The organism is Arthrobacter woluwensis, from assembly GCF_030816155.1.
Classification (GTDB): domain Bacteria; phylum Actinomycetota; class Actinomycetes; order Actinomycetales; family Micrococcaceae; genus Arthrobacter_E; species Arthrobacter_E woluwensis_A.
This window is the reverse complement of the sequence record NZ_JAUSXR010000001.1, coordinates 598,903-623,583: the sequence shown is the minus strand read 5'-3', so window position 1 is coordinate 623,583 and position 24,681 is coordinate 598,903. Positions and strand designations below refer to the sequence as shown.

19 protein-coding genes and 1 pseudogene are annotated in these 24,681 nt (G+C 68.5%); 11 read left to right on the top strand and 9 right to left on the bottom strand.

Annotated elements, in window-relative coordinates:
• Window positions 1-61 precede the first annotated feature (61 nt).
• From QFZ52_RS02805 to QFZ52_RS02795, 3 genes are all read right to left on the bottom strand, one after another.
• A complete protein-coding gene (locus QFZ52_RS02805) occupies window positions 62-1,228 on the bottom strand; it encodes a type IV toxin-antitoxin system AbiEi family antitoxin domain-containing protein (RefSeq protein ID WP_307496127.1) in 1,167 nt (388 codons plus the stop codon).
• A gap of 200 nt (window positions 1,229-1,428) precedes the next feature.
• On the bottom strand, window positions 1,429-3,129 hold the full coding sequence (locus QFZ52_RS02800; protein WP_307496125.1) for a flavin monoamine oxidase family protein: 1,701 nt from the start codon (window positions 3,127-3,129) through the stop codon (window positions 1,429-1,431).
• Between the two features lie 51 nt (window positions 3,130-3,180).
• Window positions 3,181-4,659, bottom strand: a complete 1,479-nt coding sequence (locus tag QFZ52_RS02795; RefSeq protein ID WP_307496124.1) for an amino acid permease — start codon at window positions 4,657-4,659, stop codon at window positions 3,181-3,183.
• Window positions 4,660-4,844: 185 nt separating this feature from the next.
• Between QFZ52_RS02795 and QFZ52_RS02790 the strand changes: the two are divergent.
• Both QFZ52_RS02790 and QFZ52_RS02785 read left to right on the top strand, forming a co-directional pair.
• A pseudogene (locus QFZ52_RS02790) lies at window positions 4,845-5,207 on the top strand (PucR family transcriptional regulator ligand-binding domain-containing protein); the annotation flags it as partial.
• Between the two features lie 973 nt (window positions 5,208-6,180).
• Window positions 6,181-6,642 (top strand): helix-turn-helix domain-containing protein, encoded by a 462-nt coding sequence (locus QFZ52_RS02785; protein ID WP_307498632.1) that lies wholly within the window; start codon window positions 6,181-6,183, stop codon window positions 6,640-6,642.
• On the opposite strand, the gene QFZ52_RS02780 is transcribed toward QFZ52_RS02785, so the two are convergent.
• Window positions 6,621-7,466, bottom strand: coding sequence for a carbon-nitrogen hydrolase family protein (locus tag QFZ52_RS02780; protein WP_307496123.1), 846 nt, complete (start codon window positions 7,464-7,466; stop codon window positions 6,621-6,623). The genes QFZ52_RS02785 and QFZ52_RS02780 overlap by 22 nt on opposite strands.
• A gap of 191 nt (window positions 7,467-7,657) precedes the next feature.
• On the opposite strand from QFZ52_RS02780, the gene QFZ52_RS02775 reads away from it, so the two are divergent.
• The 4 genes from QFZ52_RS02775 to QFZ52_RS02760 all read left to right on the top strand — a co-directional run bounded on the left by QFZ52_RS02775 (window position 7,658) and on the right by QFZ52_RS02760 (window position 13,007).
• Window positions 7,658-8,848, top strand: coding sequence for an ROK family transcriptional regulator (locus tag QFZ52_RS02775; protein ID WP_307496122.1), 1,191 nt, complete (start codon window positions 7,658-7,660; stop codon window positions 8,846-8,848).
• 153 nt (window positions 8,849-9,001) lie between these two features.
• Entirely contained in the window at window positions 9,002-10,552 is a 1,551-nt protein-coding gene (gene mmsA / locus QFZ52_RS02770; RefSeq protein ID WP_307496121.1) for a multiple monosaccharide ABC transporter ATP-binding protein, read from the top strand.
• 59 nt (window positions 10,553-10,611) lie between these two features.
• Complete coding sequence (mmsB, locus tag QFZ52_RS02765) at window positions 10,612-11,841, top strand: multiple monosaccharide ABC transporter permease (protein ID WP_307496120.1); 1,230 nt, start codon at window positions 10,612-10,614, stop codon at window positions 11,839-11,841.
• A 68-nt stretch (window positions 11,842-11,909) separates the two neighbouring features.
• Complete coding sequence (locus tag QFZ52_RS02760; protein ID WP_307496118.1) at window positions 11,910-13,007, top strand: substrate-binding domain-containing protein; 1,098 nt, start codon at window positions 11,910-11,912, stop codon at window positions 13,005-13,007.
• A gap of 135 nt (window positions 13,008-13,142) precedes the next feature.
• Here QFZ52_RS02760 and QFZ52_RS02755 read toward each other — a convergent pair whose 3' ends face one another.
• Together QFZ52_RS02755 and QFZ52_RS02750 are read right to left on the bottom strand one after the other, a co-directional pair.
• Complete coding sequence (locus QFZ52_RS02755; RefSeq protein WP_307496117.1) at window positions 13,143-13,832, bottom strand: phosphonatase-like hydrolase; 690 nt, start codon at window positions 13,830-13,832, stop codon at window positions 13,143-13,145.
• 1 nt (window position 13,833) lies between these two features.
• Complete coding sequence (locus QFZ52_RS02750) at window positions 13,834-14,595, bottom strand: GntR family transcriptional regulator (RefSeq protein WP_307496116.1); 762 nt, start codon at window positions 14,593-14,595, stop codon at window positions 13,834-13,836.
• 165 nt (window positions 14,596-14,760) lie between these two features.
• On the opposite strand from QFZ52_RS02750, the gene QFZ52_RS02745 reads away from it, so the two are divergent.
• From QFZ52_RS02745 to QFZ52_RS02725, 5 genes are all read left to right on the top strand, one after another.
• The gene (locus tag QFZ52_RS02745) at window positions 14,761-15,912 is read left to right on the top strand and encodes a TIGR03364 family FAD-dependent oxidoreductase (RefSeq protein WP_307496115.1); all 1,152 of its coding nucleotides are present in this window, start codon (window positions 14,761-14,763) and stop codon (window positions 15,910-15,912) included.
• A gap of 49 nt (window positions 15,913-15,961) precedes the next feature.
• A complete protein-coding gene (locus QFZ52_RS02740) occupies window positions 15,962-16,903 on the top strand; it encodes a phosphate/phosphite/phosphonate ABC transporter substrate-binding protein (RefSeq protein ID WP_307496114.1) in 942 nt (313 codons plus the stop codon).
• A complete protein-coding gene (locus QFZ52_RS02735) occupies window positions 16,903-17,667 on the top strand; it encodes a phosphonate ABC transporter ATP-binding protein (RefSeq protein WP_307496112.1) in 765 nt (254 codons plus the stop codon). The genes QFZ52_RS02740 and QFZ52_RS02735 overlap by 1 nt, the downstream gene beginning before the upstream one ends.
• Window positions 17,664-18,503, top strand: coding sequence for a phosphonate ABC transporter, permease protein PhnE (gene phnE / locus QFZ52_RS02730; protein ID WP_307496111.1), 840 nt, complete (start codon window positions 17,664-17,666; stop codon window positions 18,501-18,503). The genes QFZ52_RS02735 and phnE overlap by 4 nt, the downstream gene beginning before the upstream one ends.
• 108 nt (window positions 18,504-18,611) lie before the next feature.
• Window positions 18,612-19,682: a Gfo/Idh/MocA family protein gene (locus tag QFZ52_RS02725; RefSeq protein WP_307496110.1), complete on the top strand. Its 1,071-nt coding sequence runs from the start codon at window positions 18,612-18,614 to the stop codon at window positions 19,680-19,682.
• A gap of 95 nt (window positions 19,683-19,777) precedes the next feature.
• On the opposite strand, the gene QFZ52_RS02720 is transcribed toward QFZ52_RS02725, so the two are convergent.
• From QFZ52_RS02720 to purH, 3 genes are all read right to left on the bottom strand, one after another.
• Complete coding sequence (locus QFZ52_RS02720) at window positions 19,778-20,221, bottom strand: DoxX family protein (protein ID WP_307496109.1); 444 nt, start codon at window positions 20,219-20,221, stop codon at window positions 19,778-19,780.
• Between the two features lie 262 nt (window positions 20,222-20,483).
• Window positions 20,484-22,706, bottom strand: coding sequence for an NADP-dependent isocitrate dehydrogenase (locus QFZ52_RS02715; protein WP_307496108.1), 2,223 nt, complete (start codon window positions 22,704-22,706; stop codon window positions 20,484-20,486).
• A 137-nt stretch (window positions 22,707-22,843) separates the two neighbouring features.
• Window positions 22,844-24,514 (bottom strand): bifunctional phosphoribosylaminoimidazolecarboxamide formyltransferase/IMP cyclohydrolase, encoded by a 1,671-nt coding sequence (purH, locus tag QFZ52_RS02710; RefSeq protein ID WP_307496106.1) that lies wholly within the window; start codon window positions 24,512-24,514, stop codon window positions 22,844-22,846.
• Window positions 24,515-24,681 lie beyond the last annotated feature (167 nt).

Genomic DNA, 24,681 nt, shown 5'->3' with positions numbered 1-24,681 from the left:
ACTTCAGGCGGGGATATTGACCCGCAGGAAGTGAATCAGGGCGCAATTCGTTGGGGACGACTCAGCTCTGGAGCGTCCACCGGGGCCGCATGGAAACAGGAAGGCCGGCGCTACGGAGCAGAGACGCCAGCCGCTCCGGCTGCACCACGTCCGCCCAGGTCCAACGAATGACCGTCAGACCGAGCCTCCTCAGCCGGTCTTCGCGCGTCTTTTCGGCCCTGACCACCTGGGAGACGGTTCGGCCCTTCAGGTATTCGGGCTTGACGTACTTCTCCTCCCCGTCGAACTCGCCCACCAGATTCCAGTTCCGCCAATAGAAATCCGTGTATCCGATCAAGCCAGACCGGTCCTGGAATGCGGACTGAAGCTCCGGCTGAGGAAATCCCTGGTCATACATGGCCACTCGACTCAGGGACTCGCCAGGCAGGAACCCGTCACCGTCTGCGAACGCGAGCCTGGCCTGCAGTTTCCTCCGTTTTGGACCGCTCACCACCTGCTCGATCAGCCGTCGGATTGCGGCCCTGTCACACCGCACCGGGGCACCCGGTGGCGGACCCTGGGCGAGGCCCACCCGTTCCTCTCTCACCAGCCGTTCGGCGCCTGCCGGCGTCGAGCGCCGGTCGACGTGTTCCGTGAATCCCGCGCCCTCCGGGAGAGACCAGCCCTGAGAAATGTGAGCGACCCTGCGAGGCTCCATCTGCGACCGATCACGGGAATCCCACCCGCCTCCCGCCGCCTCTGAGGGGAGCGGCCGCGGGTTCAGCAAACGATCCAGGATCGCCACGCCCCACGCGAAATCCTCTCGAAGAGCGACGTCAAGGGCCGTGTTCACCGGGTCGGAACATGGGAGCGTCCTGACCGTCAGGACTTGCCGATGGCGTCCGTCGGGCCGGTGCCGGACGATCCCCGGCTGTGAGCGGCCTCCACCCCGGACGGTGTCGGCCAAGTGCGCTTCCTCAGGGAGCCGACGGAGCGGGAGGCCCAGCACGAAGGCGCGGCTGATCCCGTGGAGGGGCAGTCGGACTTCGGCGGTCTCCACGGCGACACGAAGAAAAAGCTCGTGACGGTCTGCTGGAGAAGCGCTGTTCCACTCCTCGGAACCGACGTAAAACCCACGCCGAATTCTCCGTAGCTTTCCTTGTTTGGTACGCCGCGTCAGTTCCCTGGAATCCATCCCATGCACCAGCACATCAGCGGTCCGTATGAGGTGGATCGACTTCCTGTTCATACGGAAATCCTGACGGCCGGCGGTGCCGGAAGCTCCTGCGAGAGGACCGATGTGGACAACCGCGGTGAGGAAGACCAAGAGCGTATACACGCAAAAGCGCGCCCTGATTCACTTTTCGCGAGTCAATATCCCCGCAAAAAGTGAATCAGGGCGCAGAAACAGTCGGGCACCGGAACGCTCGGCCGAGCGAGCAGCCAGAGTCAGGCCAGGCGCTTGGGGCCGTACTCGGCCAGGAACTCGCCCGGGCCGGGGTTGGTCTCGGCGGAGGCGCCGCCCAGGTGCTTCACGACGCCCCACACGGCGTTCAGGCCCGTGGTCACGGCGCCCTCGGCCCAGCCGGCGGTCCAGGACACATCGTCGCCGGCCAGGAAGATGCCGCGGTGGCCCTCCTCCAGGGACTCCTGGTCGAAGTGCGTGTACAGGCGCTCCTGGTACCGGTAGTGGCCAGGCAGGTTCGCCTTGAACGCGCCCATGAAGTTGGGGTCGGACTCCCAGGACACCGTGATGGGGGTGCCGATCACGTGGCTGCGGATGTCCACGCCCGGGTAGATCTGCTCCAGGGAGTGGATCATGAGGTCGGCACGCTGCTCCCCGTCGAGGCTCAGCCACTTCAGGGCGTCGTCGTTCCAGGTGTAGGAGAGCAGGATGACGGCGGGCTGGTCCGGGCCGTTGTCCAGCAGGTACGTGCCTCGGGTCAGGCGGTCGGTGAGGGTCATCGACATGATTTCCTCACCGGTCTCCGGGTTGCGGTCCTTCCAGAACGGACGGTCCACCATGACGAAGGTCTTGGAGGACTGCATGTAGTGCGAACGCTCGATCGCCGTCCACATCTCCGCCGGGAACAGCGCTTCCTCGGTGTGGATGCGCGTAGACAGGAGCCACGACTGGCACGTGGTCACCACGGCCGCGTACTCGCTCGCCCGGGCCCAGCGCTCGGTGACAGCGATGCGGGAGGTGGGGGCGCCGTCGTCGTCCTTCACGCGGGCGATCCGGGCCACCGCGCCACGCGGCGCGCCGCCGTGCAGGGTGGCGAGGGAGGTGCCGGCGGGCCAGTGCTTGAGGTCCGACGGCGCGTGGTTCCACAGCGCCTCCGGGATGCGGGCCGCTCCGCCCACCACGCCGCGGTGGTGGTCATCCGCGTCGGTGTAGACCACGCGCAGGATCTCCAGGATGGAATTGGGGAAGTCGGTGTCCCAGCCGCCGGTGCCGAAACCGACCTGACCGAAGGCCTCGCGGTGCGCGTAGCCCGCCTCCTTGAAGGCGCGGCTCTTGGCGATGAAACCGTAGAAGGTCTCCTCGTCCAGCTCCTCGAGGAGCGAATCCCAGATCTCCTTGATCTTCGCGGTGTCGCGGGCCTTGAGCGCGTCCTGCATTTCGGTGAACCGGGCGTTCTCCTCCATGCAGGCCTTCCAGGCGGCGGCCACCTCGTGGAAGAACTCCGGCAGATCCTCGGGCTTCTCGGCGTAGTACTTCTGCCCCTTGAGCTCGATCACCGTGCTCGACGTCACCGACGCCAGCGGGTTGGGGAAGTCGGTGGTCTCCAGGCCGAGCAGGTCGATGTAGTGGTACAGCGCCTTGCTGGACACCGGGAAGCGCATGCCGCCCAGGTCGGCGGTGACCTCCGGCGCGCTCGGGAAGCTCGCCGTGCGGAGACGCCCGCCGATCCGGTCCGCTTCGTAGACCACGGGCTTCAGGCCGAGCTTCATGAGTTCGTACGCGGTGACCAGGCCGGACAGTCCGGCGCCCACCACGGCCACCTCGGTGCCGTACAGCTCCTCGGGGACGCTGCCCAGACCTGCGGGGTTCTGCAGGTACAGGTCATAGCTGAACGGGAAGTCCGGGTTCAGCATGGTGATGGGCGCGGTGCCCTCGGACGGGGAGGGAAGGGCGGTGGGTTCCATGGGTCCTTGCCTTGTGTTTCGTGTGCTGCGGGTGAAGTGGAGGGGACGGACTCAGTCGTCCTGGTGGCTGAGCTGGTAGGCCTGTTCGTTCAGGCCGCCGACGCGGGAGTTCCGTCGGCCGTACCCGAGGTAGAGGACGACGCCGATCAGCATCCAGGCGCAGAACACCAGCCAGGTCACGCCGTCAAGGTTCGCCATCAGGAAGAGGCAGGCCAGGGCGCCGAGCACCGGCACCACCGGGTACAGCGGGACGCGGAAGCTGCGGGCCTTGCCCGGCTTGGTGACGCGCAGGTAGATCACGGCGACGTTGACCAGGGCGAACGCGAACAGGGTGCCGATGCTGGTGGCGTCGGCCAGCGCGCCGAGCGGGATGAAGGCAGCGGTGAGCGCCACGACGACGCCGACGATCCAGGTGCCCTTGACCGGCGTGTGGGTGCGCGGCGAGACCTCGCCGAACACCTTGGGCACGAGGCCGTCACGGGACATGGTGAGCAGGATGCGGGTCTGACCGTAGAGCACCGTGAGGACGACGGAGACGATGGCGAGCACCGAGGTGACCGCGAAGATGAGGGCGATCCACGGCTGGTGGGTGATCTCGTTGATGATCTGGACGAGCGGCGCCTCCACGCCGTCGAACCACTGCCAGTTCCGGGCGCCGATCGCCGCCACGGCCACCAGGACGTACACGGTGGTGACGATCAGCATGGACAGCAGGATCGCCCGCGGCAGGTCGCGCTTCGGGTTGCGGGCCTCTTCACCGGCGGTGGAGGCGGCGTCGAAGCCGATGTAGGAGAAGAACACCTTGGACGCGGCGGCGCTCATGCCGGCAGCGCCCATGGGCAGGAGCGGTTCGAAGTTCCCGGCGTTGAACGCGGTGAAGGCCACGATGCAGAAGAAGATCAGGATCCCGACCTTGGCGAACACGATGATGGTGTTGACCAGGGCGCTCTCCTTGGCTCCGCGCACCAGGAGCACGGTCGCCAGGAGGACGATGATGAGGGCCGGAAGATTGACCAGGCCGCCGCCGCCCGGGGGCTGCGAGATGGCGTCGGGCATCTGGATGCCGAACACCCCGATGGTCTCATTCACGTACTGACCTGCGCCGACGGCGACGGCGGCCACGGACACCGCGTATTCCAGAACGAGGCACCAGCCGCAGATCCACGCCATGCCCTCGCCCATGGTGGCATAGGAGTAGGAGTAGCTGGATCCCGCCACGGGGACCATGCCCGCCATCTCGGCGTAGGAGACCGCGGAGAGCAGAGCGGCGAAGCCCGCCACGACGAAGGAGAGCCAGATGGCGGGGCCCGCGATCGGCACGGCGTCGCCGAGGATGACCAGGATGCCCGTGCCGAGCGTGGCGCCGACGCTGATCATGGTCAGCTGCAGGACGCCGAAGTTCCGCTTGAGGCTGCCGTGCCCGGAGTTGTCCCGGGCGTCGCGCTCCATCTGGGCGATCGACTTGCGGCGGATGAGCTGCCGGCCGAGGCTCGGCGTCGCGCCGGGCAGCGTCTTGGGTGTTGTGGTCATGGGGAGTTCCTTGCGTCTTGGGCGGCCGTCCGGCGTCGTTGCCGGGCGAGGGACCGCGCCGTCGAGGTCCCGGGCTGGGCGAGGCCAGGTCCGGGAACCGAGGGGGTGGGGAGACGGCCTAGTACCAAGGCTAGGACTGTGAGCCAGCTCTCACGGTGGTGCATTTTGAACTAGAGTCTTGGCTCATGGGACAAAGTGCACATTCCATCCATGGTGCCGCGAGTGCCGTGGAGGCACAACTCGACGTGCTGCCGGGTCTGACGACCCACCGGTTCCTGGGCCGGCTCCCGGACGGAATCCGGGTGCTCCACGACGCCGGCGACGTCCCTCTGCGCTGGGTGGAGACGAGCGAACTCGACGACCCGACGCCGTACCTCCTGGACCACGAACTCCTCCTCACCGCCGGGCTGCCGTTTCTCGGTGACGGCGGGACGGAGAAGGCCGTGGACGCGTTCGTCGAGCGCCTGGCCAGGGCCCGCGTCTCCGCCCTGGCGTTCGGGCTCGAACCCCATTTCGACGCCGTCCCCCCGGCCGTGGCGTCCGCCTGCGAGCGCCACGGCGTGACCCTCTGGCAGCTTCCGCCCACTCTTCCGTTCGCGGCGGTCGGCCTCGCGTTCTCCCGCCTCCTGGAATCCGGCAACGCGAGCGTGCTGCGGCAGCTCACCGAGGCCAATCGACAGCTGATCCGGGCGGCTCTCGGCGAGGGCGGCGAACAGGAGCTGCTGGACGCCCTGGCACAGAGGGTCTCCGGCGAGGTGCTGCTCTTCGGCGCGCACGGTCAGCTCCGCCTCACGGCCGGGTCGCGGACCGCCGGGGCCGAGGTCCTGGAGAAGGCGGCAGAGCTGGCGCTGGACCTGTTCGCGGGCAGCGGTCCACGGGTCGAACTGCGGGAGACGCCCGACGGCGCGCTGCTGGGCCTTCCGCTGCGGGGCTCACCGGGACGCGGCGCGGCTGCGCGGCCGCCGGCCGGTGTCCGCACGGTTCAGGCTCAGCGTGGTCCCCGCCGTGGCGAACCGACGCTCGGGGCCCTCGTGCTCCACACCGGGCATCCGCTCACGGCGACGGAGAACACCATGGTCTCGACCGCCGTCGGGCTCCTGGAACTCCTGGCCCGGCAGCGCGCCGCGGGGTCCCTCTCCCCCGGCCAGCTGGCCACCCTGCTGCTGCTCCGCGGCGACACCCCCGGCGACGACGCCGCGCTCTCCACCCTGCTGGGCGACAGCGCCCCGGGCGCCGGGTCGGGGCTGCGGGTGGTGATCGCCCACCCGCAGGCAGAGGACGGTGCGGAGGTCCCCGCGGAGGTCCTGGCGTGGCGGCGGCTCTGGGAGACCAAGCTCGTGGTCCACGACGGCACGCATCTGCTCGCCGTCACGCGTCAGGAGCCGACGGCCGCGCGGCTCTCCCGGGTGGAGGCTGAGGGTTACGCCTGCCGCCGTATCCCGCCCGGCGCCGCGGTTGGGGAAAGGCGGTTCGCTGGCTGGTCACGCCCTGCAGCACGTCCCGCGGCTGCGGCTGGAAGCCATGGCACTGCTCGCCCGCGCCGAGGAAGAGCGCCGGAGCCTGCTGGCCGAACAGCAGCCGCGCACGTTCGCGGAGCTCATGCCCCGGGAGGCCGGGGCCGGGGTCGCCCGGGAGGTGCTCGGACCCCTGCTCGCCCTCGAACCGCCACGGCGGGACCTGCTCCTGCGGGTGCTCCGGGCCTGGCTGGCGGCGCACGGGTCGTGGGACGGGGCGTCCAGCGCGCTCGGCATCCACCGGAACAGCGTGCGGCGCCATGTGGGGGTCATCGGGGACACGCTGGGCCGCGACCTCGGCGACGCGTCGGTCCGGGCCGAGCTGTGGCTGGCCCTCGGCTTCCTCGGGCCGGCTCTGCCCGGGGGCGCGCCCGCAGATCCCTCAGCCGCTGACGCCTCAGCGGCCTCCGACGAGCCGGATCCGGGAGCCGTTCAGGACCGCAGACTTCAGGAGAGCCAGGAACGGTAGAGGTCGGGGCGGCGTTCCTCGAGATACGGCACGTCCGCGCGAGCCGTCGCGAGCTGCCCGGGATCGACGTCCGCGAAGAGCACGGCCGCGTCCTCGTCCGCCTCGGCGAGCGTCCGCCCGAACGGATCGGCCACCACGCTGCCGCCACTGAGGTGGAAGCCGTCCTCCACGCCGGTGTGGTTCACATAGGCGAGGTACAGGTGGTTCTCCATGGCCCGCGTCGGGATGAGCCGCTGCGGCACCTGCGAGTACCCGCTGCCGAGCGCGGTCGGCACCATGAGGACGTCCACGCCGCGCAGAGCCGCGGCGCGCACGGTCTCCGGGAACTCGACGTCGTAGCAGATCACCGTGCCGAGCCGGAGTCCCTGATAGTCGACGACGGCGGCGGGCTGGTCCCCGGGGGTGAAGACCTCCTGCTCTTCGGCGCCGAAGAGGTGGACCTTGCGGTAATGGGACAGCTGCGCGCCGTCGGGCCCGAAGAGCGTGGCGCTGATGTACCAGCGGTCCTCAGCAGAGCCCGTTCCGGGCTCGGCGGACTCCACCTCGGGAAGGCTGGCCAGCAGGGCGAGGCCCGCCGAACGGGCGATGTCCCCCAGCTCCTGCGCGAGGCCGGGCAACAGGACGGGGTCCAGTCCGCCGCGCACCGCACGCGGGGCGTAGCCGACCGGGAACAGCTCGGGCGTGATGAGAACCTGCGCGCCGCCGTCGGACGCCTGCCGCGCGGCCGCACGGATCGTGGCGAGATTCGCCGCCGTGTCCAGCACGACGGACTCCCCCTGCATGATCGCCAGACGCATCCCGGTCACTTTCCCTTCCTCGGACATGACACCAGCCTAGGCGGCGAATCCAGTCCGGATCCCGGGATCCTTTGCACCACAGCCCCCGGATTCCGGTGCTGAACGCACCGGACGGTGCCTCGGCGGACCGGGCGGGCCTGCGTTTCGAACGCCTCTCAGCCGAGGCATCTTGCGTTAACTTATTGACCGCATAGGCCGTTTAGGCCATGCTTGCATTCATGGTCAGCCGTGAGGGAAACAGCACATCCACCCGCAGGAATCCGGGTTCCCAGTCGGCCTTGCGCCAGCTCAACCGGGAAAGGATCGTGCAGGCGCTCTCCGCCGGCCCGGCCACGCAGGCCGAACTCTCCCGCACCACGGGCCTCTCCACCGCGACCATCTCCAACATCGTCAAAGAGCTTGAACGCGACAGCATGGTCCACACGGCGCCGACCACGTCGTCCGGACGGAGGGCCCTGCAGGTCCGGCTGAACGCGGACAACAGCGTCGCGGTGGGGATCGACTTTGGCCGCCGGCACGTCCGGGTGGTCCTGGCCACGCGCGACTATCGCGTGGTGGCCGAAGCCTCCACGAGCCTAGTCCTCGGCCACCACGCCGAACACGGCATCGCCATGGCGCACGACCTCATGGAACGGCTCCTCCAGGACAACGGCCTGACCCACCGCGACGTGATCGGCGTGGGCATCGGCATCCCCGGGCCGCTCGACCGCCGCAGCCACACCGTGGCCCACGGCGCGGTCCTGCCCGAATGGGTGGGGATCGAAACCGAGGCCCGGCTCCGCGAGGCCCTCGGGCTGCCCGTCCACATCGACAACGACGCCAATCTCGGCGCCCTCGCGGAAGCCACGTGGGGTCCGTACGGCGGCGCGGAGAACCTCGTCTTCCTCAAGATCGGCTCGGGCATCGGCGCGGGTCTGATCGTCAACGGCGCCCCGGTGTACGGCAACCTCGGCATCACGGGCGAGATCGGCCACTCGACCATCGACGACCGCGGGGCCGTGTGCCGGTGCGGGAGCCGCGGCTGCCTCGAGACGATCGCGTCCACCACCACCATGATCGAGCAATTGAGCCGCAACGAACCCGGCCCCGTGACCACCCGGAGCATCATCTCCGGGGCCCGGGCGGGCCACCCCGCCACCCTGCGCGTGCTCGACGACGCCGGGCTGGCAATCGGCCACGCGCTCGGCACCGTGGCGAATCTCCTGAACCCCGAGGTGATCGTGGTGGGCGGCCCCCTGGCCGAGCTGGAGGAACTGCTGCTGGAGCCCATCCGTCGCGGGATCCTGCGGCACACGATTCCGATGGTGGGCGCCTCCACGGCACTCACGGTGTCCTCACTGGGCGAGCGCGCGGAGGCCCTGGGCGCCGCCGCACTCGTGTTCCGCAAACCGGCGAGTGCCAAGAAGTAACGATTCGGTACGAGCTCTGCGTTAAAGGCTTGACGGCAATAGCCCGCTTCCAGTTTACTTATCGGTCAGAGGGTGACACGAGCCACAGGGATCGCGCGCCCACCGGCGGACTTGATTGGTCCGCACTGAACGACTTCGAGGCAAGGACGACCGATGTCTGAGACCAGCACCGCCCCGACGATCCTGGAAATGCGATCCATCACCAAGGAGTTCCCGGGCGTCAAAGCGCTCTCCGAGGTGAACCTGAAAGTGAAGGTCGCCGAGATCCACGCCATCTGCGGCGAAAACGGGGCCGGGAAATCCACACTCATGAAGGTGCTCTCCGGGGTGTACCCGTACGGCACCTATGCCGGGGACATCGTGTACCAGAACGAAGTTCAGCAGTTCCGGGACATCCGCGCCAGCGAAGCCGCCGGCATCGTGATCATCCACCAGGAACTCGCGCTCATCCCCGAGCTGTCCATCATGGAGAACATCTTCCTGGGCAATGAACCCACCCGGTTCGGGGTGATCAACTGGTCCGAGGCACGCCTCCGCTCCAAGGACCTGCTGGCCCGCGTCGGCCTGAGCGATGATCCTGACACCCCGGTCAAGGAGATCGGCGTCGGCAAGCAGCAGCTCGTGGAGATCGCCAAGGCGCTCAACAAGTCCGTGAAGCTTCTGATCCTGGACGAGCCCACCGCCGCTCTGAACGAGAGCGACTCCCAGCACCTGCTCGACCTGCTGCTCGGCCTGAAGAGCAGGGGCATCACGTCGATCATCATCTCCCACAAGCTCAACGAGATCGAACAGATCGCGGACTCCATCACCATCATCCGTGACGGCAAGTCCATCGAGACTCTGGACGTCAAGGCAGACGGCGTCAACGAGGACCGGATCATCAAGGGCATGGTGGGCCGCAGCCTGGAATCCCGTTTCCCGGACCACACGCCGAACATCGGCGAGGTGTTCTTCGAGGTCAAGGACTGGACCGTGGCCCACCCGCAGATCGAGGACCGCCTCGTGTGCAAGGGCTCGAACTTCTTCGTCCGCCGCGGCGAGATCGTCGGCTTCGCAGGACTCATGGGCGCCGGGCGCACCGAACTCGCCCGTTCCCTCTTCGGCCACTCTTATGGCCGCTTCATCTCCGGAACCGTCATCAAGGACGGCAAGGAGATCAGGATGAACACGGTCCGCCAGGCCATCGACCACGGCCTGGGGTACGTGACCGAGGACCGCAAGTCCCTTGGCCTGAACCTCCTGGACGACATCAAGACCACCACCGTCGCCGCGAACCTCAAGGGCGTGAGCAAGCACAACGTGGTGAACGAGGACCGCGAGTTCGAGGTCGCGGAGGACTACCGGAAGTCCCTGCGCACCAAGACCCCCTCGGTCGAGGAAGGCGTCGCGAAGCTCTCCGGCGGCAACCAGCAGAAGGTGGTCCTGGCCAAGTGGATGTTCACGGACCCTGATCTCCTGATCCTGGACGAACCGACCCGTGGCATCGACGTGGGCGCCAAGTACGAGATCTACGGCATCATCCAGCGCCTGGCCAGCCAGGGCAAGGGCGTGATCGTGATCTCCTCCGAGCTGCCGGAACTGCTCGGGCTTTCGGACCGCATCTACACGATCTTCGAAGGCTCGGTGACCGGTGTCGTGAACAAGGACGACGCCACTCAGGAGAACTTGATGAAGCTCATGACCGCCAAACGTCAGGCCGCCTGACACTCCTCCCGCTGCTGTGGGGCCCCGGCCTCATTCACCACGCACCCAAGGAATCACCAATGAACGCACTCAAAAAGATCTTCGGCGGCGACACCCGTCAGTTCGGCATGATCTTCGCCCTCGTCTTCCTGATCGTCTTCTTCCAGATCCTGACCGGCGGCATCACCCTCACGCCCGAGAACATCATCAACCTGTTCAACGGCAACTCCTACATCCTGATCCTCGCGATCGGCATGGTGCTCGTCATCATCGCCGGGCACATCGATCTCTCGGTCGGCTCGGTGGCGGCCTTCGTGGGCATCAGCGTCGCCCTGATCGTCCGGGACTGGGGCGTCCCCTCCTGGGTGGGCATCCTGATCGGCCTGCTGCTGGGCGCGATCGTGGGAGCGTGGCAGGGCTTCTGGGTGGCCTACGTCGGCATCCCGGCGTTCATCGTCACGCTGGCCGGCATGCTGCTCTTCCGCGGTCTGAACCAGCTCCTCGGCAAGTCGAACACCATCCCCGTCCCGAACGACTTCCAGACCATCGGCGCCGGCTACCTGCCGGAGGTCGGTCCCGACACCGGGTTCAACAACCTCACGCTGCTGCTGGGCCTCGCCGCCATCGCCGCCATCATCTGGGGTGAACTGCGCCGCCGCAAGGCCGCCCAGGCCCTCGGTGCCGACGTCGACGAGATGTGGGTCGTCGTCACTCGCCTGGTGCTCATCTGCGGCGCCATCGCCTACGCGACGTACCTCTTCGCCACCGGCCGTCCGGGCACGTCCTTCCCGGTGCCGGGCATCATCCTCGCGGTCCTCGTCCTGATCTACGGCTTCATCACCTCCCGCACGATCGTCGGCCGCCACATCTACGCCGTGGGCGGCAACAAGCACGCGGCCGAGCTCTCCGGCGTGCAGGCCAAGCGCATCGACTTCCTGGTCATGATGAACATGTCGATCCTGGCGGGTCTGGCCGGCATGATCTTCGTCGCCCGTTCCACCGCCTCCGGCCCGTTCGACGGTGTCGGCTGGGAGCTCGACGCCATCGCGGCCGTGTTCATCGGTGGCGCGGCGGTCTCCGGCGGTGTGGGCACCGTGGTGGGTTCCATCGTCGGTGGTCTCGTCATGGCCCTGCTGAACAACGGTCTGCAGCTCATGAGCGTGGGCGCCGACTGGACTCAGATCATCAAGGGTCTGGTGCTCCTGGTCGCCGTCGCGTTCGATGTCTACAACAAGTCCCAGGGCAAGCGGTCCATCACCGGCCTGCTGCTCAAGAACTTCGGATCCAAAACCGAAACCAAGGCCGCCTGAGGCCGAACACCCCGAACCGCTGCGGCACTCCGGTGCCGCCGGATCACCAATAGAAAGAGAATGCACTCATGCGCATGTTCGGAAAAGCGGGCAAAGTCGCCGCCATCACCGCCATCGCCGCGCTGGCTCTCACGGCCTGTGGCCGCAGCGAGTCCGGCTCCAGCGGGAACGCCTCCGGCGCGGCCGGTTTCGCCAAGGACGCCCTGATCGGCGTCGCTCTTCCCCAGAAGACCAGTGAGAACTGGGTCCTCGCGGAGAAGCTCTTCAACGACGGTCTGACCGGTGCCGGTTTCAAGGCTGACGTCCAGTTCGCCAACGGTGGCGTCTCGGAGCAGCAGAACCAGATCAGCTCCATGGTCACCAAGGGCGCCAAGGTCATCGTGGTCGGCGCCATCGACGGCTCCCAGCTCGGCACCCAGCTGAAGCAGGCTCACGACAACGGCGCGATCGTCATCGCCTATGACCGCCTGGTCAAGAACACCGACGCCGTGGACTACTACGTGGCTTACGACAACTTCAAGGTCGGCGAGCTGCAGGGCCAGGCCCTGCTCGACGGCATGAAGTCCAAGAAGGCCAGCGGCCCGTACAACGTCGAGCTCTTCGCGGGCTCCCCGGATGACGCCAACGCGAAGGTCTTCTTCGACGGCGCCATGAGCGTGCTGAAGCCGAAGATCGACGACGGCACCCTCAAGGTCGTCTCCGGTCAGAAGAGCTTCGAGCAGGCCGTGACCCAGGGCTGGAAGGCCGAGAACGCCCAGAAGCGCATGGACACCATCCTGGCCGGCAGCTACGGCTCCGCCTCGCTGGACGGCGTGCTCTCCCCGAACGACACCCTGGCCCGCGCCATCCTGACCTCGGTCAAGGCCGCCGGCAAGCCGACCCCTGTGGTCACCGGTCAGGATTCCGAGGTCGAGTCCGTGAAGTCCATCATGGCGGGTCAGCAGTACTCCACCATCAACAAGGACACCCGCAAGCTCGTGGAGCACGCTCTCGAGATGGTCAAGGGTCTGCAGGCCGGCAACAAGCCGGAGATCAATGACGACAAGTCCTACAACAACGGCGTGAAGGTCGTTCCGGCCTTCCTGCTCCCCCCGGTCATCGTGACCAAGGAGAACGTCAAGACCGCTTACGAAGGCGATCCGGTCCTCGGCCCGATCACCAAGTGATCCCCGGGGAGTGAATCCCCTCAGGTGAACCGGCTCCGCTGAGCGGGGCAAGCGAAACGGCGACGGCCGGTGGAAGAATTTCCACCGGCCGTCGCCGTTTCGCGTGTCCTGCGCTGGCTTCCTGGCAGGGTCCCGTCAGACGAGCGCCGGGAGGTCCGCCACGGACTCGAGGATGGCCTCGTGCGGGTGCGCGGCCAGCTCCTCGCGGCCCAGCTTGCCGGTCAGGACGCCAATGCCCCGGACCCCAGCATGCTCCGCGGCCTGCAGGTCGTTGACGGTGTCCCCCACCGCCAGGACGTCCCGCACATCCAGGACCCCGGTGCGCTCCATGGCCCGGTGGATCATGAACGGCGCGGGCCGGCCCGCGCTCACCTCGTCGCTCGTGACCACCGCGTCGAGCACGAGCGCCGCCTGGCCGGCGTCGGGAGCGTCCGCGGTCGTCCAGTTCAGCGCGTGCAACAGAGGATGCGCGACGTCGGCGGAGAAGCCGGTGGTCAGGGCCACCTTCACGCCGCGCGCCCGCAGCCCGTTCAGGGCCTCCTCGACGCCCGGCAAAGCGGTGGGCGGGTTCTCCGCGTACAGGGCGGCGAGGATCTCGCGGAAGCGGGAGAAGGAGTGCGCCACGGTGGCCGGGTCGGCGTCGTGGCCCCCGAGCTTCAGCAGCGCCGTGATGGCCTCCACCTTGTCCGCGCCCATCCAGGCCTGGACGTCCTCCTCGGTGGTGCGAACCCCCGCCTCCTCCACGCTCTGGGCCAGGGCGCGGTACACGTCGCCGTGCTCGTCGATGGTGGTGCCGGCCATGTCACAGGCGACCAGATGCGTCATGTCAGTGTCCTTCGGTGTGGATGCGGATCAGCGCTGCCCGCTGTTCCACGGTGTTGTCGATGCTGAAGTTGGTGATGCCCGGCAGGTAGCAGTCCTCGGCGAGCTCCACATGCGTCCCGTCCTCCGTGGCGGTCAGGCGCCGTTCCCGCAGCAGGGGCGAACCCGGCTGGGTCCCGAGGGCCTCGGCCTGAGCCGGCGAGGCCGCGACCGCGTCGATCGTGTGGCGGGCGCTGTGGATCCGGATGCCCTGCTGCCGGAGGAATTCGAAGATGGAACCGCCGTCGGTGTCGAAGTCCAGGAGCAGCCGGCCCACCTCGTGGATGAACGTGCTGGTCTCCAGCATCGCCACCTCGCCGTCGAGGTAGCGGACGCGCACGACGTCCACCACCTTGTCCCCCACCGCGATGTCCAGCGCCGCCGCGGCCTCGGGGCCGGCCTGCCGGATGGCGACCTCCACGGTGCGCTGGCCCGGCTCCTTGCCCATCTTCCGGGCCCACTCGGTGAAGGAGTTGAAGGTGGAGAAGGACTGGGACGGCACACCGCCCCGCACCACCGGCGAGCGCCCGCGCCCGCCACTGATGGCGCCTTCGCTCCTGAGGAAGGCGAGTGCCTGGCGGATGGGGCCCCTGCTGGTGCCGAATTCGCGGCACAGCTCGGCCTCGCTCGGGAGACGGCTCCCGGCCGGCCAGGTGCCGTTGTTGATGCGGGCCATGAACTCTTCGCTCAGGCGGCGGTGCAGCGGTGATGTCGGCTGAATGCTCACGACTTGATCATACAAGTGCACTTCCTGGCGAAACCGGGGAAGATGCGCCGAGCTGGGTGAATTGTGCGTGAACGGACCCGGCCCTGGGTGAACACTGCGTGAAGCTGTCTATACAACCCTCGTTTGGGCTTGAACCGTCCGCTCCGGCTCCGGCACGCTGGTTCCGTGAACAAGGAAATCTCAACCGACCTCCTGGTGGTCGGCGCCGGCATCGTGGGCCTGGCCCATGCCGCCGTCGCCGCCGAGCGCGGCCTGACCGTCCGCGTGATCGACCGGGATCACCAGGCCGTGGGCGCCTCCATCCGGAACTTCGGCCACTGCTGCATCACCGCCCAGAGCGGGGAGCTCTACAAGCTGGCGCAGGCGTCCCGCCGGCAGTGGCTCAAGTTCTCCGAACTCGCCGGGTTCTGGGCCGCCACCTCGGGCGCCGTCGTCGTCGCCCGCACGGAGGCCGAACTCGCCGTCCTGCGCGAACTCTCCGCCACCCGCGAACCGGGCCAGGTCACCGTCCTCGACGCGGCCGCCACCCGCGCCAAGCTCGGACCCGCGGGCACGCAGACCGGCTGGCCCGGGCTGATCGGTGGGGCGTTCCTCCGCGACGATCTGCGTGTCGACCCCCGCACGACCGTGGCCCGGATCGCGTCCTGGCTGGATTCCCTGCCGAACGCCGACGTCTCCTGGAACACCTCGGCCACCGGCTTCACCCCGCTGCCCGACGGCGGCGTCCGGGTCAGCACCTCCCGCGGCGACCTCACCGCCTCCCAGGTCGTGGTGTGCGTGGGGCACGATCTGGACTACCTCTTCCCGGAGGAGGCCGCCGCGCACCGCATCCAGCGCTGCACGCTCACCATGGCGCTCGGCCGCATGCCCGACGGCTTCCACCTGGGCCCGGCGGTCCTCACCGCGACCTCCATGCTCCGCTACCCCGCCTTCGTCGAGACCGATGCCGCAGGAGCCCTGCGCGACGAGGTCTCGACCACCGCGCCCGAGCTGCTGGAAGTCGGCGCGAACGTCATGTTCACCCAGCGGCCTGACGGCTCCCTCCTGCTGGGCGACTCGCACCACTACCACCAGAGCGCCCCGCCCTTCCTGGACGAAACCGTCACCGGCACCCTCCTGGAGCACCTCGAGTCGACCCTCGGGTCACGGCCCCGGGTCATCGAGCGGTGGCAGGGCGTGTACGCCTCCTCGGAGGTCGCGCCGCTCTTCCAGCAGGAGGTCCTCCCGCAGGTCACCGCCGTGTCCGTCACCTCGGGCGTCGGCATGACACTCTCGTTCGGCCTGGCCGAGCGCACCATCGACGCCCTCTTCGCCTGACCACTCCTTCCCCTCCCGCCTCTCCGGCACCTCTTCTCAAAGGAACATCATGAAGCAGCTTTCGCGCGCCCGGATCACCGCCACGGCGGCCCTCTCGCTCACCGCGGCACTCGCCCTCAGCGCCTGCGGCGGCGCCTCTCAGGCCGGCACGGGCACCGCCTCCGCGGGCGACGCCTCCGCCACGTGCCCCAACGGTGAGATCAAGTTCGGCATCGAGCCGTACGAGGCCCCTGACAAGCTGATCCCGGCCTACAACGTCCTCGCCGACGCCCTCTCCAAGAAGCTCAACTGCCCTGTCAAGGTCCAGGTGGTCGACGACTACGCCGCCGAAGTCCTCGCCATGCGCAACGGCAAGCTCGACCTGGGCGAGTTCGGCCCGCTGGGCTTCGTCTTCGCCAGCCAGCAGGCCGGCGCCGAGCCGCTCGCCTCCTTCGCGACGGCGGACAAGAAGCTCTCGAGCTACAAGGCCGGGATCTGGGTTCCCAAGGACAGCCCCCTGAAGTCCATCAACGACCTCAAGGGCAAGACCCTCGCCCTCGGGTCCAACGGCTCCACCTCCGGTGACGCCCTGCCCCGCTACGCCCTGCAGAAGGCCGGCATCGCTGAGAAGGACGTCAAGCTCGACTACGCCGGCGGCCACCCGGAAGCCCTCCTCGCCCTGAAGAACGGCAAGGTCGACGCGGCCGAGATCAACACCCAGACCCTGGCCACCGCCACCAAGGAAGGCTCCTTCAAGGCAGCCGACTTCCGTCAGATCTGGGCCTCCGACCCCATCCCCAACGACCCGATCACGGTCCGCAAGGATGCCGACCCGGCGTTCAAGAAGGCCGTCGCGGATGCGCTCCTTCAGCTCGACACGAAGGACGTCGCCAAGGTCGGCGCCTTCCTCGACGTGACCCCTCCCGGCCCCATGGTCGCCGTCACGAAGGACGACTACCAGCCGCTCTTCGACCTCGCCACCGCCCTCAACCTGACCGAGAAGAACCTCTGATGACCGGCCCGCTGCTTGAGGTGACCTCCCTCGCCAAATCGTTCGGCGGCCGGAAGGTCCTGGACGGCGTCGACTTCACGGTCGCCGCCGGGGAGCTCGTCGCCTTCCTCGGGGCCAACGGTTCGGGGAAGTCCACGACGCTGCGGTGCGTCATGGGCATCACCGAGGCCGACGCCGGGACCATCAAGCTGGGCGGGCAGGACCTCGGCCTGCTGCAGGGCCGTGCCTTGCAGCAGGCGCGCGGCAAGGCGGCCATGATCTTCCAGAAGATCCACCTGGTCCCCCGCCGCACCGCGCTGGAGAACGTCTGCGCCGGCGCTCTCGCCCGGATGAGCACGGGCCGCAGCCTGAGCCCGCTCTTCTTCCCGGACTCCGTGCTGGAGGAGGCCATGGACTGTCTCGACCGCGTAGGCCTCGCGGACCGCGCCCACGACCGCGTGAGCCGTCTGTCCGGCGGGCAGCAGCAGCGCGTCGCCGTGGCTCGTGCCCTGTGCCAGCGGGCCGATGTGGTGCTGGCCGACGAACCCGTGTCCGCCCTCGACCCTCATGCGGCCGAGCAGGTCATGCAGCTCCTCGCGGGCCTGGCCCACGAGCACGGCCTCGCGGTGGCGGCGGTCCTCCACCAGCCCGACCTCGCCCTGCGGCACGCGGACCGCGCGATCGGTCTCATGGACGGCCGCATGGTGTTCGACTCCCCCGTGTCCGGACTGGGCGCCGCCCAGCTGGACCACCTCTACGCACCGGACAGGAAGGTGGCGGCATGAGCGCGCCGACCCTGAAGCCCGTGGCCACGCGGCCCGGGAAGGACCCGCGGCCCGCCCTGCGCGGGCGCAAGCACTGGCTCCGCTGGGCGGTGGTGGCCGCCGTCGTCGTGTTCCTCCATGTCCTGGCCATCCAGGGCACCGACTTCCAGCCGCAGCTGCTGGTGGACGGCTGGAAGGGCATGGCCCAGTTCCTCGCGGACGCCTTCCCGCCGGATCTGAACTGGGAGAAGACCATCCAGCCCGGCCTGGACGCGACGCTGGTGACGCTCTGGATCGGTCTGCTGGGGACGACGTTCTCCATTCCGACGGCCCTCCTGCTCGCCGTGCTGGGCGCCCGGACCACCAGCCCCGCCGGCTGGGTCTACCAGGTGGCCCGCGCCATCCTGTCCTTCTTCCGCGCGGTTCCGGACATCGTGTTCGCGCTGATCTTCGTGACGGCCGTCGGCCTGGGTCCGTTCCCCGGCGTGCTGGCGCTGATCTGCCACAACACCGGCGTCATGGGCAAGCTCTGGGCGGAGGCCATGGAGGAGATCGACGCCGGCCCGCAGGAGGCACTGCGCGCGGCCGGCGCCAACCGGATCCAGCAGGTGGCCAACGCGACGCTGCCCATGGTGGTGCCGCAATTCGTGGGTCTGCTGCTCTACCGCTTCGACGTCAATGTCCGTTCCTCCCTGGTCCTCGGTCTCGTGGGCGCGGGTGGCATCGGGCTGCTCATCAACCAGTCCATCAAGACCTTCCGCTTCGATGCGATGCTGACCCACATCATCATCGTGCTCATCCTGATCGTGGTGGTGGATCAGCTCTCCGCTTTCGTCCGCAAGCGCCTGGCGGCCTGAGCGGAAGCGCGGTCACGCTGCGCGCTGTTCACCTCTGCGCTGTTCATCCGAGTACCGAAGCCATGGACCCGTTCCCCCGCCGGAGAACCCCGGTGCGATGATGGGTCCATGGCTTCCCTCATCCCCCGTCCTTGGCTCCTGTCCCAGGAGGAGCAGAATCCCGCGTTCGCCACCGGCCGGACCTTTCGCTGGGGCGTGGTCTCCACGGGCAACATCGCCCGCTCGGTGACGGCCGATCTGGCCCTGCTGGAGGACGCCGAGCTGTACGCCGTCAGTTCCCGCACCCAGGCCGCCGCGGATGCGTTCGCGGAAGGGCACGGTTTCGCGGTGGCCTATGGCGACGACGACGGCGCCCTCGGCTACCAGCGCCTCTTCGCCGACCCGGCGGTGGACGTCGTCTACGTCGCCACCCCGCATGGCCAGCACTTCGAGATCGCCCGCGCCGCACTGGAAGCCGGAAAGCCCGTCCTGGTCGAGAAGGCCCTGACCATCAACGCCCGGGAAGCCGAGGAGCTCGTCCGGCTCGCCGAGGCGAAGGGGCTGTTCCTCATGGAGGCGATGTGGAGCCGGTTCCTGCCGTCCATCCAGCGCGCCTTCGAGATCGCGGCGAGCGGCGAGCTCGGCACCGTGCACTGGATCTCGGCGGACCTCGGATTCCCGTGCCCGCCGAACCCGGAGGCCCGGATCTGGGCCCGCCGTGACGGTGGCGGCGCGCTTCTGGACCTCACGGTGTACCCGCTGCTCTGGCCCTTGGGCATCCTCGGATTCCCCGACGCCGTGGACGCCCGCGGGACGCTCACGGATCAGGGCGTGGACGCCCAGAACATCCTGAGTCTGGGCTATTCGGGCGGCGCCATGGCCACTCTCACGTCGTCCCTCCTGGCCCACGGACCGCGCAGCGCGACCGTGGCCGGCGACCAGGGCGTCCTCCAGACCTTCGGCTCCGTCAACAACCCGAAGGAACTGCACATCCAGACCGGGTGGGACCAGCAGCGCGTGGAAACGTTCGACACGGTCGGCACCGGCTACACGTACGAACTGCGAGAGGTCACGCGCTGCGTCCAGCAGGGCCTCACGGAGAGCCCCACCATGCCGTGGCGCCAGTCGGTGGATGTCATGCGCCTCTTCGACGGGGTGCGGGCCCAGCTCGGCGTCACCTACCCCAACGACGAGCGCTGACCGCCTCCCCCTTCGCGAAATGACAGTTGGCGCCCCTATCCACTGCGGATAGGGGCGCCAACTGTTACTTCGCGAGAGCGGTGGGGGCTGAGAGGTCAGGCGAGCTGCGCCGCCCGGCCACCACGGCGGCCGAAGAGGAGCGCATCGAGCGAGAACCGCCCGGCGCCGGCCAGGGCGAGGGCCAGCGAGCCGACGCCGAGAACCAGCACGAGCTCCATGCCGCCCTGATCGACGAAGATCCCGGACCCGCCGTGGACGAGGATGATGGCGCCGAGCATGTCGAGCGCGAGCAGGGCGCCGGCCACGCGGGTCACCAGGCCGAGGATGAGCGCGGCGCCGCCGATCAGTTCGAGGAACGCGACCGCCGGGCCGACGATGTCGGCGGCGGGAACGCCCATCTGGCCGAAGGAGCCCTGAACTCCGGGAAGGGTGAAGGTGAAGATCTTCTGCCAGCCATGGGCGAAGAACACGACACCCAGGGCGATCCGGAGTACGGCCAGAGCGGTGTCGGTGGTGCGGGAGGTGGAAACGGAAGCCATGCGGGGGTCCTCGCTATCGGTGGTCATCGGTCACGGTGGCCTCGGGACGGGGGCGAATCGTTTGAAGCTTCAAGTTCATCCTCGCAAGGACCCGACAAGGCTGTCAACAGTTGTGACACATCCCACGGACGGCACGACATCCCGCGACTTACTCCGGATACGACGACGGCGGCCGGCCACCTCCCGCAGAAGGTGACCGGCCGCCGTCGTGCCGGAGTCCTGAACGGACCCGCGCGCCCCGTCGCCGGGCGCGGAAGGGTGACTAGGCGCCGAAGCCGTCGATCAGCCCGTTGAGCGTGGCCGAGGGACGCATGACCGTGGTGGCCTTGGCCTCGTCCGGGCGGTAGTAGCCGCCCAGCTCGACCGGGTGGCCCTGCACGGCCAGGAGCTCGGAGACGATGGTCTCCTCCTGGGCGGCGAGAGCCTCGGCCAGCGGCGCGAAGGCCTCGGCCAGAGCGGCGTCGTCCTTCTGCGCGGCGAGCTCCTGCGCCCAGTAGAGGGCCAGGTAGAAGTGCGAACCGCGGTTGTCGATGGTTCCGAGCTTGCGGCCCGGGGACTTGTTCTCCAGCAGGAAGGTGCCCGTGGCGCGGTCCAGGGTGTCGGCCAGGACCTTGGCGCCCGGGGTGCCGGCCTGCTCGGCGTAGAGCTCCAGGGACGGGACCAGGGCGAAGAACTCACCGAGCGAGTCCCAGCGCAGGTAGTCCTCGGCCACGAGCTGCTGCACGTGCTTCGGGGCGGAACCGCCGGCGCCGGTCTCGAACAGGCCGCCGCCGTTGATGAGCGGCACCACGGAGAGCATCTTGGCGGAGGTGCCCAGTTCCAGGATCGGGAACAGGTCGGTGAGGTAGTCACGCAGCACGTTGCCAGTCACGGAGATGGTGTCCTCGCCGCGGCGCAGGCGCTGGACGGTGAACGTGGTGGCTTCCTCCGGGGTGAGGATGCGGATGTCGAGGCCCTCGGTGTCGTGCTCCTTGAGGTACTCGTTGACCTTCGCGATGAGCTGCGCGTCGTGGGCGCGGCTCTCGTCCAGCCAGAACACGGCCGGGGTCTGGGAGGCGCGGGCGCGGGTGACGGCCAGCTTGACCCAGTCGCGGACCGGGACGTCCTTGGTCTGACACGCGCGCCAGATGTCGCCCGGCTCCACGGAGTGCTCCATGAGGACGGTGCCGTCCGAGGAGACGACCTGGACGGTGCCGGCCTTGGCGATCTCGAAGGTCTTGTTGTGGCTGCCGTACTCCTCGGCGGCCTGGGCCATGAGGCCGACGTTCGGGACGGTGCCCATGGTGGTGGGGTCGTAGGCGCCGTTGGCACGGCAGTCCTCGATCACGGCCTGGTAGACGCCGGCGTAGCTGGAGTCCGGCAGCACCGCGAGGGTATCGTGCTCCTTGCCGTCCGGGCCCCACATGTGGCCGCCGATGCGGATCATGGCCGGCATGGAGGCGTCCACGATCACGTCGGACGGGACGTGCAGGTTGGTGATGCCCTTGTCCGAGTCGACCATGGCGAGGGCCGGGCCCTCTTCGAGCGCTTTGGTGATGAGGCCGCGGACGTCGTCGCGGATCTCCTCGGGCAGCTCGTCGATGCCGGCCAGGATGGCGGCCAGGCCGTTGTTCGGACTGAGCTCGGCGGCGGCCAGCTGCTCGCCGTACTTCTCGAAGAGCTCGTGGAAGTAGGCCTTGACCACGTGGCCGAAGATGATCGGGTCGGAGACCTTCATCATGGTGGCCTTGAGGTGGGCGGAGAAGAGGACGCCTTCCTCCTTGGCGCGCTGCACGGCGCCGGCCAGGAACTCGTCCAGGGCCGCGGCGCGCAGGACGGTGGAGTCGACGACCTCGCCGGCCAGGACCTTGAGGTCCTTCAGGAGGACCTTGACGGAACCGTCCGCGAACACCTCCTGGATGGTCAGGACGTCGTCCTTGGCCAGGGTCACGGACTTCTCGTTGGAGCGGAAGTCGTTCTCACCCATGGTGGCCACATTGGTCTTGGAGTCGGAGGACCAGGCGCCCATGGAGTGCGGGTTCTTGCGGGCGTAGGTCTTCACCGACAGCGGCGCACGACGGTCCGAGTTGCCCTCACGCAGGACCGGGTTCACGGCGGAGCCCTTGATCTTGTCGTAGCGCGAGCGGATGTCCGTCTCCTCATCCGAGGAGGGGTTGTCCGGGTAGTCGGGAAGTGCGTAGCCCTGGCCCTGGAGCTCAGCGATGGCGGCCTTGAGCTGCGGGATGGAGGCGGAGATGTTCGGAAGCTTGATGATGTTCGCTTCCGGGGTCTTGGCCAGCTGGCCCAGCTCGGCGAGGGCGTCCCCGATCCGCTGGTCTTCTTCGAGGAAGTCGCTGAACGCCGAGATGATGCGACCGGAGAGGGAGATGTCCCGGGTCTCGATGTCCACACCCGCGCTGGAGGCGTACGCCCGGACCACCGGAAGGAAGGAATGGGTGGCGAGCATGGGCGCTTCGTCAGTGTGGGTGTAGATGATCTTTGCCATCAGGGCCTCTCCTACTGTTACTGGGTTACCGTCTAAGAATCAGGCTCTCCCAGCGTACTAGCTGGCCTGCGGAGAGCCGGGTCGAGCACTGCGGCAGAGGACGACGGCGGCGCGCGGCCGCCGTCGTCCTCCCGCCGTCAGTGGAAGAAGTGGCGCGAACCGGTGAAGTACATGGTCACGCCGGCCGCCTGGGCCGCCTCGATGACCTCTTCGTCACGCACCGAACCGCCGGGCTGGACCACGGCGCGGACACCGGCGGCCAGCAGGATCTGAAGACCGTCGGCGAAGGGGAAGAAGGCGTCGGAAGCGGCCACGGCGCCACGGGCGCGCTCGGGGGCCTCAGCGGCGGTCACGTTGGAGGCGCCACCCGCGGCGTCCACCGTGGATTCGACCGCCACGCCGAGCGTGTTCGCGCGCTCGACGGCCAGACGGCAGGAGTCCACACGGTTGACCTGACCCATGCCGATGCCGACCGTGCCGCCGTCGCGGGCGAGCAGGATGGCGTTCGACTTGGCGGCCCGGACGGCGCGCCAGGCGAAGACCAGCTCGGCGAGCGTCTTCTCGTCCGCGGCCTCACCGCTGGCGAGGGTCCAGTTCGCGGGGTCGTCACCGTCGGCGTCGATCACATCGGACATCTGGACGAGCATGCCACCGGAGACCTGGCGCAACTCGGCTGGGTAGCGGCCGTAGCCGTCCGGCAGGGCCAGGAGACGGATGTTCTTCTTCTTGGAGAGGATCTCGACGGCCTCGGGATCGAAGGAGGGCGCGATGACGACCTCGGTGAAGATCCCGGCCAGGGTCTCGGCCATGCCCTTGGACACGGCGCGGTTGGCGGCGACGACCCCACCGTACGCGGAGACGGGGTCGCAGGCGTGGGCCTTGCGGTGGGCGTCGGCGATCGGGTCCTCGACGCCCGGGGTCGCCACGGCCACACCGCACGGGTTGGCGTGCTTGATGATGGCCACGGCCGGCTCGGCGAAGTCGAAAGCGGCGCGCAGCGCGGCGTCGGCGTCCACGAAGTTGTTGTAGCTCATGGCCTTGCCGTGCAGCTGGTCGGCCTGGGCGATGCCGGCCGGGGCGGCCTTGTCCACGTAGAGGGCGGCCTGCTGGTGCGGATTCTCGCCGTAGCGGAGCACCTCGGAGCGCTCGAGCGAGACGCCGGCGTAGGCGGGCCAGTCGATGACGCCGTCGCCGTCCTCGTCCAGGAACTGCGTGGCGGTCCAGCTGGCCACGGCGTTGTCGTAACTGGCGGTGTGGGCGAAGGCGCGGGCCGCCAGGACGCGGCGCTGCTTGAGGCTGAAGCCGCCTTCGGCCGCGGCGGCGATCACCTGTGGGTAGAAGCCGGGGTCCGTCACGATCGCGACGGCGGCGTGGTTCTTCGCGGCGGAGCGCACCATGGCGGGGCCTCCGATGTCGATCTGCTCCACCACGTCGTCGAGAGCGGCGCCGGACTTGACCGTCTCGACGAAGGGGTACAGGTTCACGACCACCAGATCGAAGGTCTCGATCTCCATCTCGGTCAGCGTGTCCATGTGCGCCGGGACGCGGCGGTCGGCCAGGATGCCGCCGTGGATGCGCGGGTGGAGGGTCTTGACCCGTCCGTCCAGCATCTCCGGGGAGCCGGTGACCTGCTCCACTTCGGTGACGGGGATCCCGAGGGCCGCGATCTTCTTGGCGGTGGAGCCGGTGGAGACCAGTGCCACCCCTGCGGCGTGCAGGCCACGGGCCAGGTCCTCCAGACCGGTCTTGTCATAGACCGAGATCAGGGCCCGGCGGATGGGAACACGGTCAAGCTGCGTGACGGACACGAATGGCACTCCAAAGTGGCACGGATTCGGCGTACGCAGCCAGCACGGGCCCACGCACGGCGACATCGATTGGCGGGATGAGGCCATTTTATCGCGCGGGACCGTCGATCCCTACCGCGTGACCCGAGGGCCTCCCGCGGGCCGGAGAATGATCGAAGGTGGCGCAA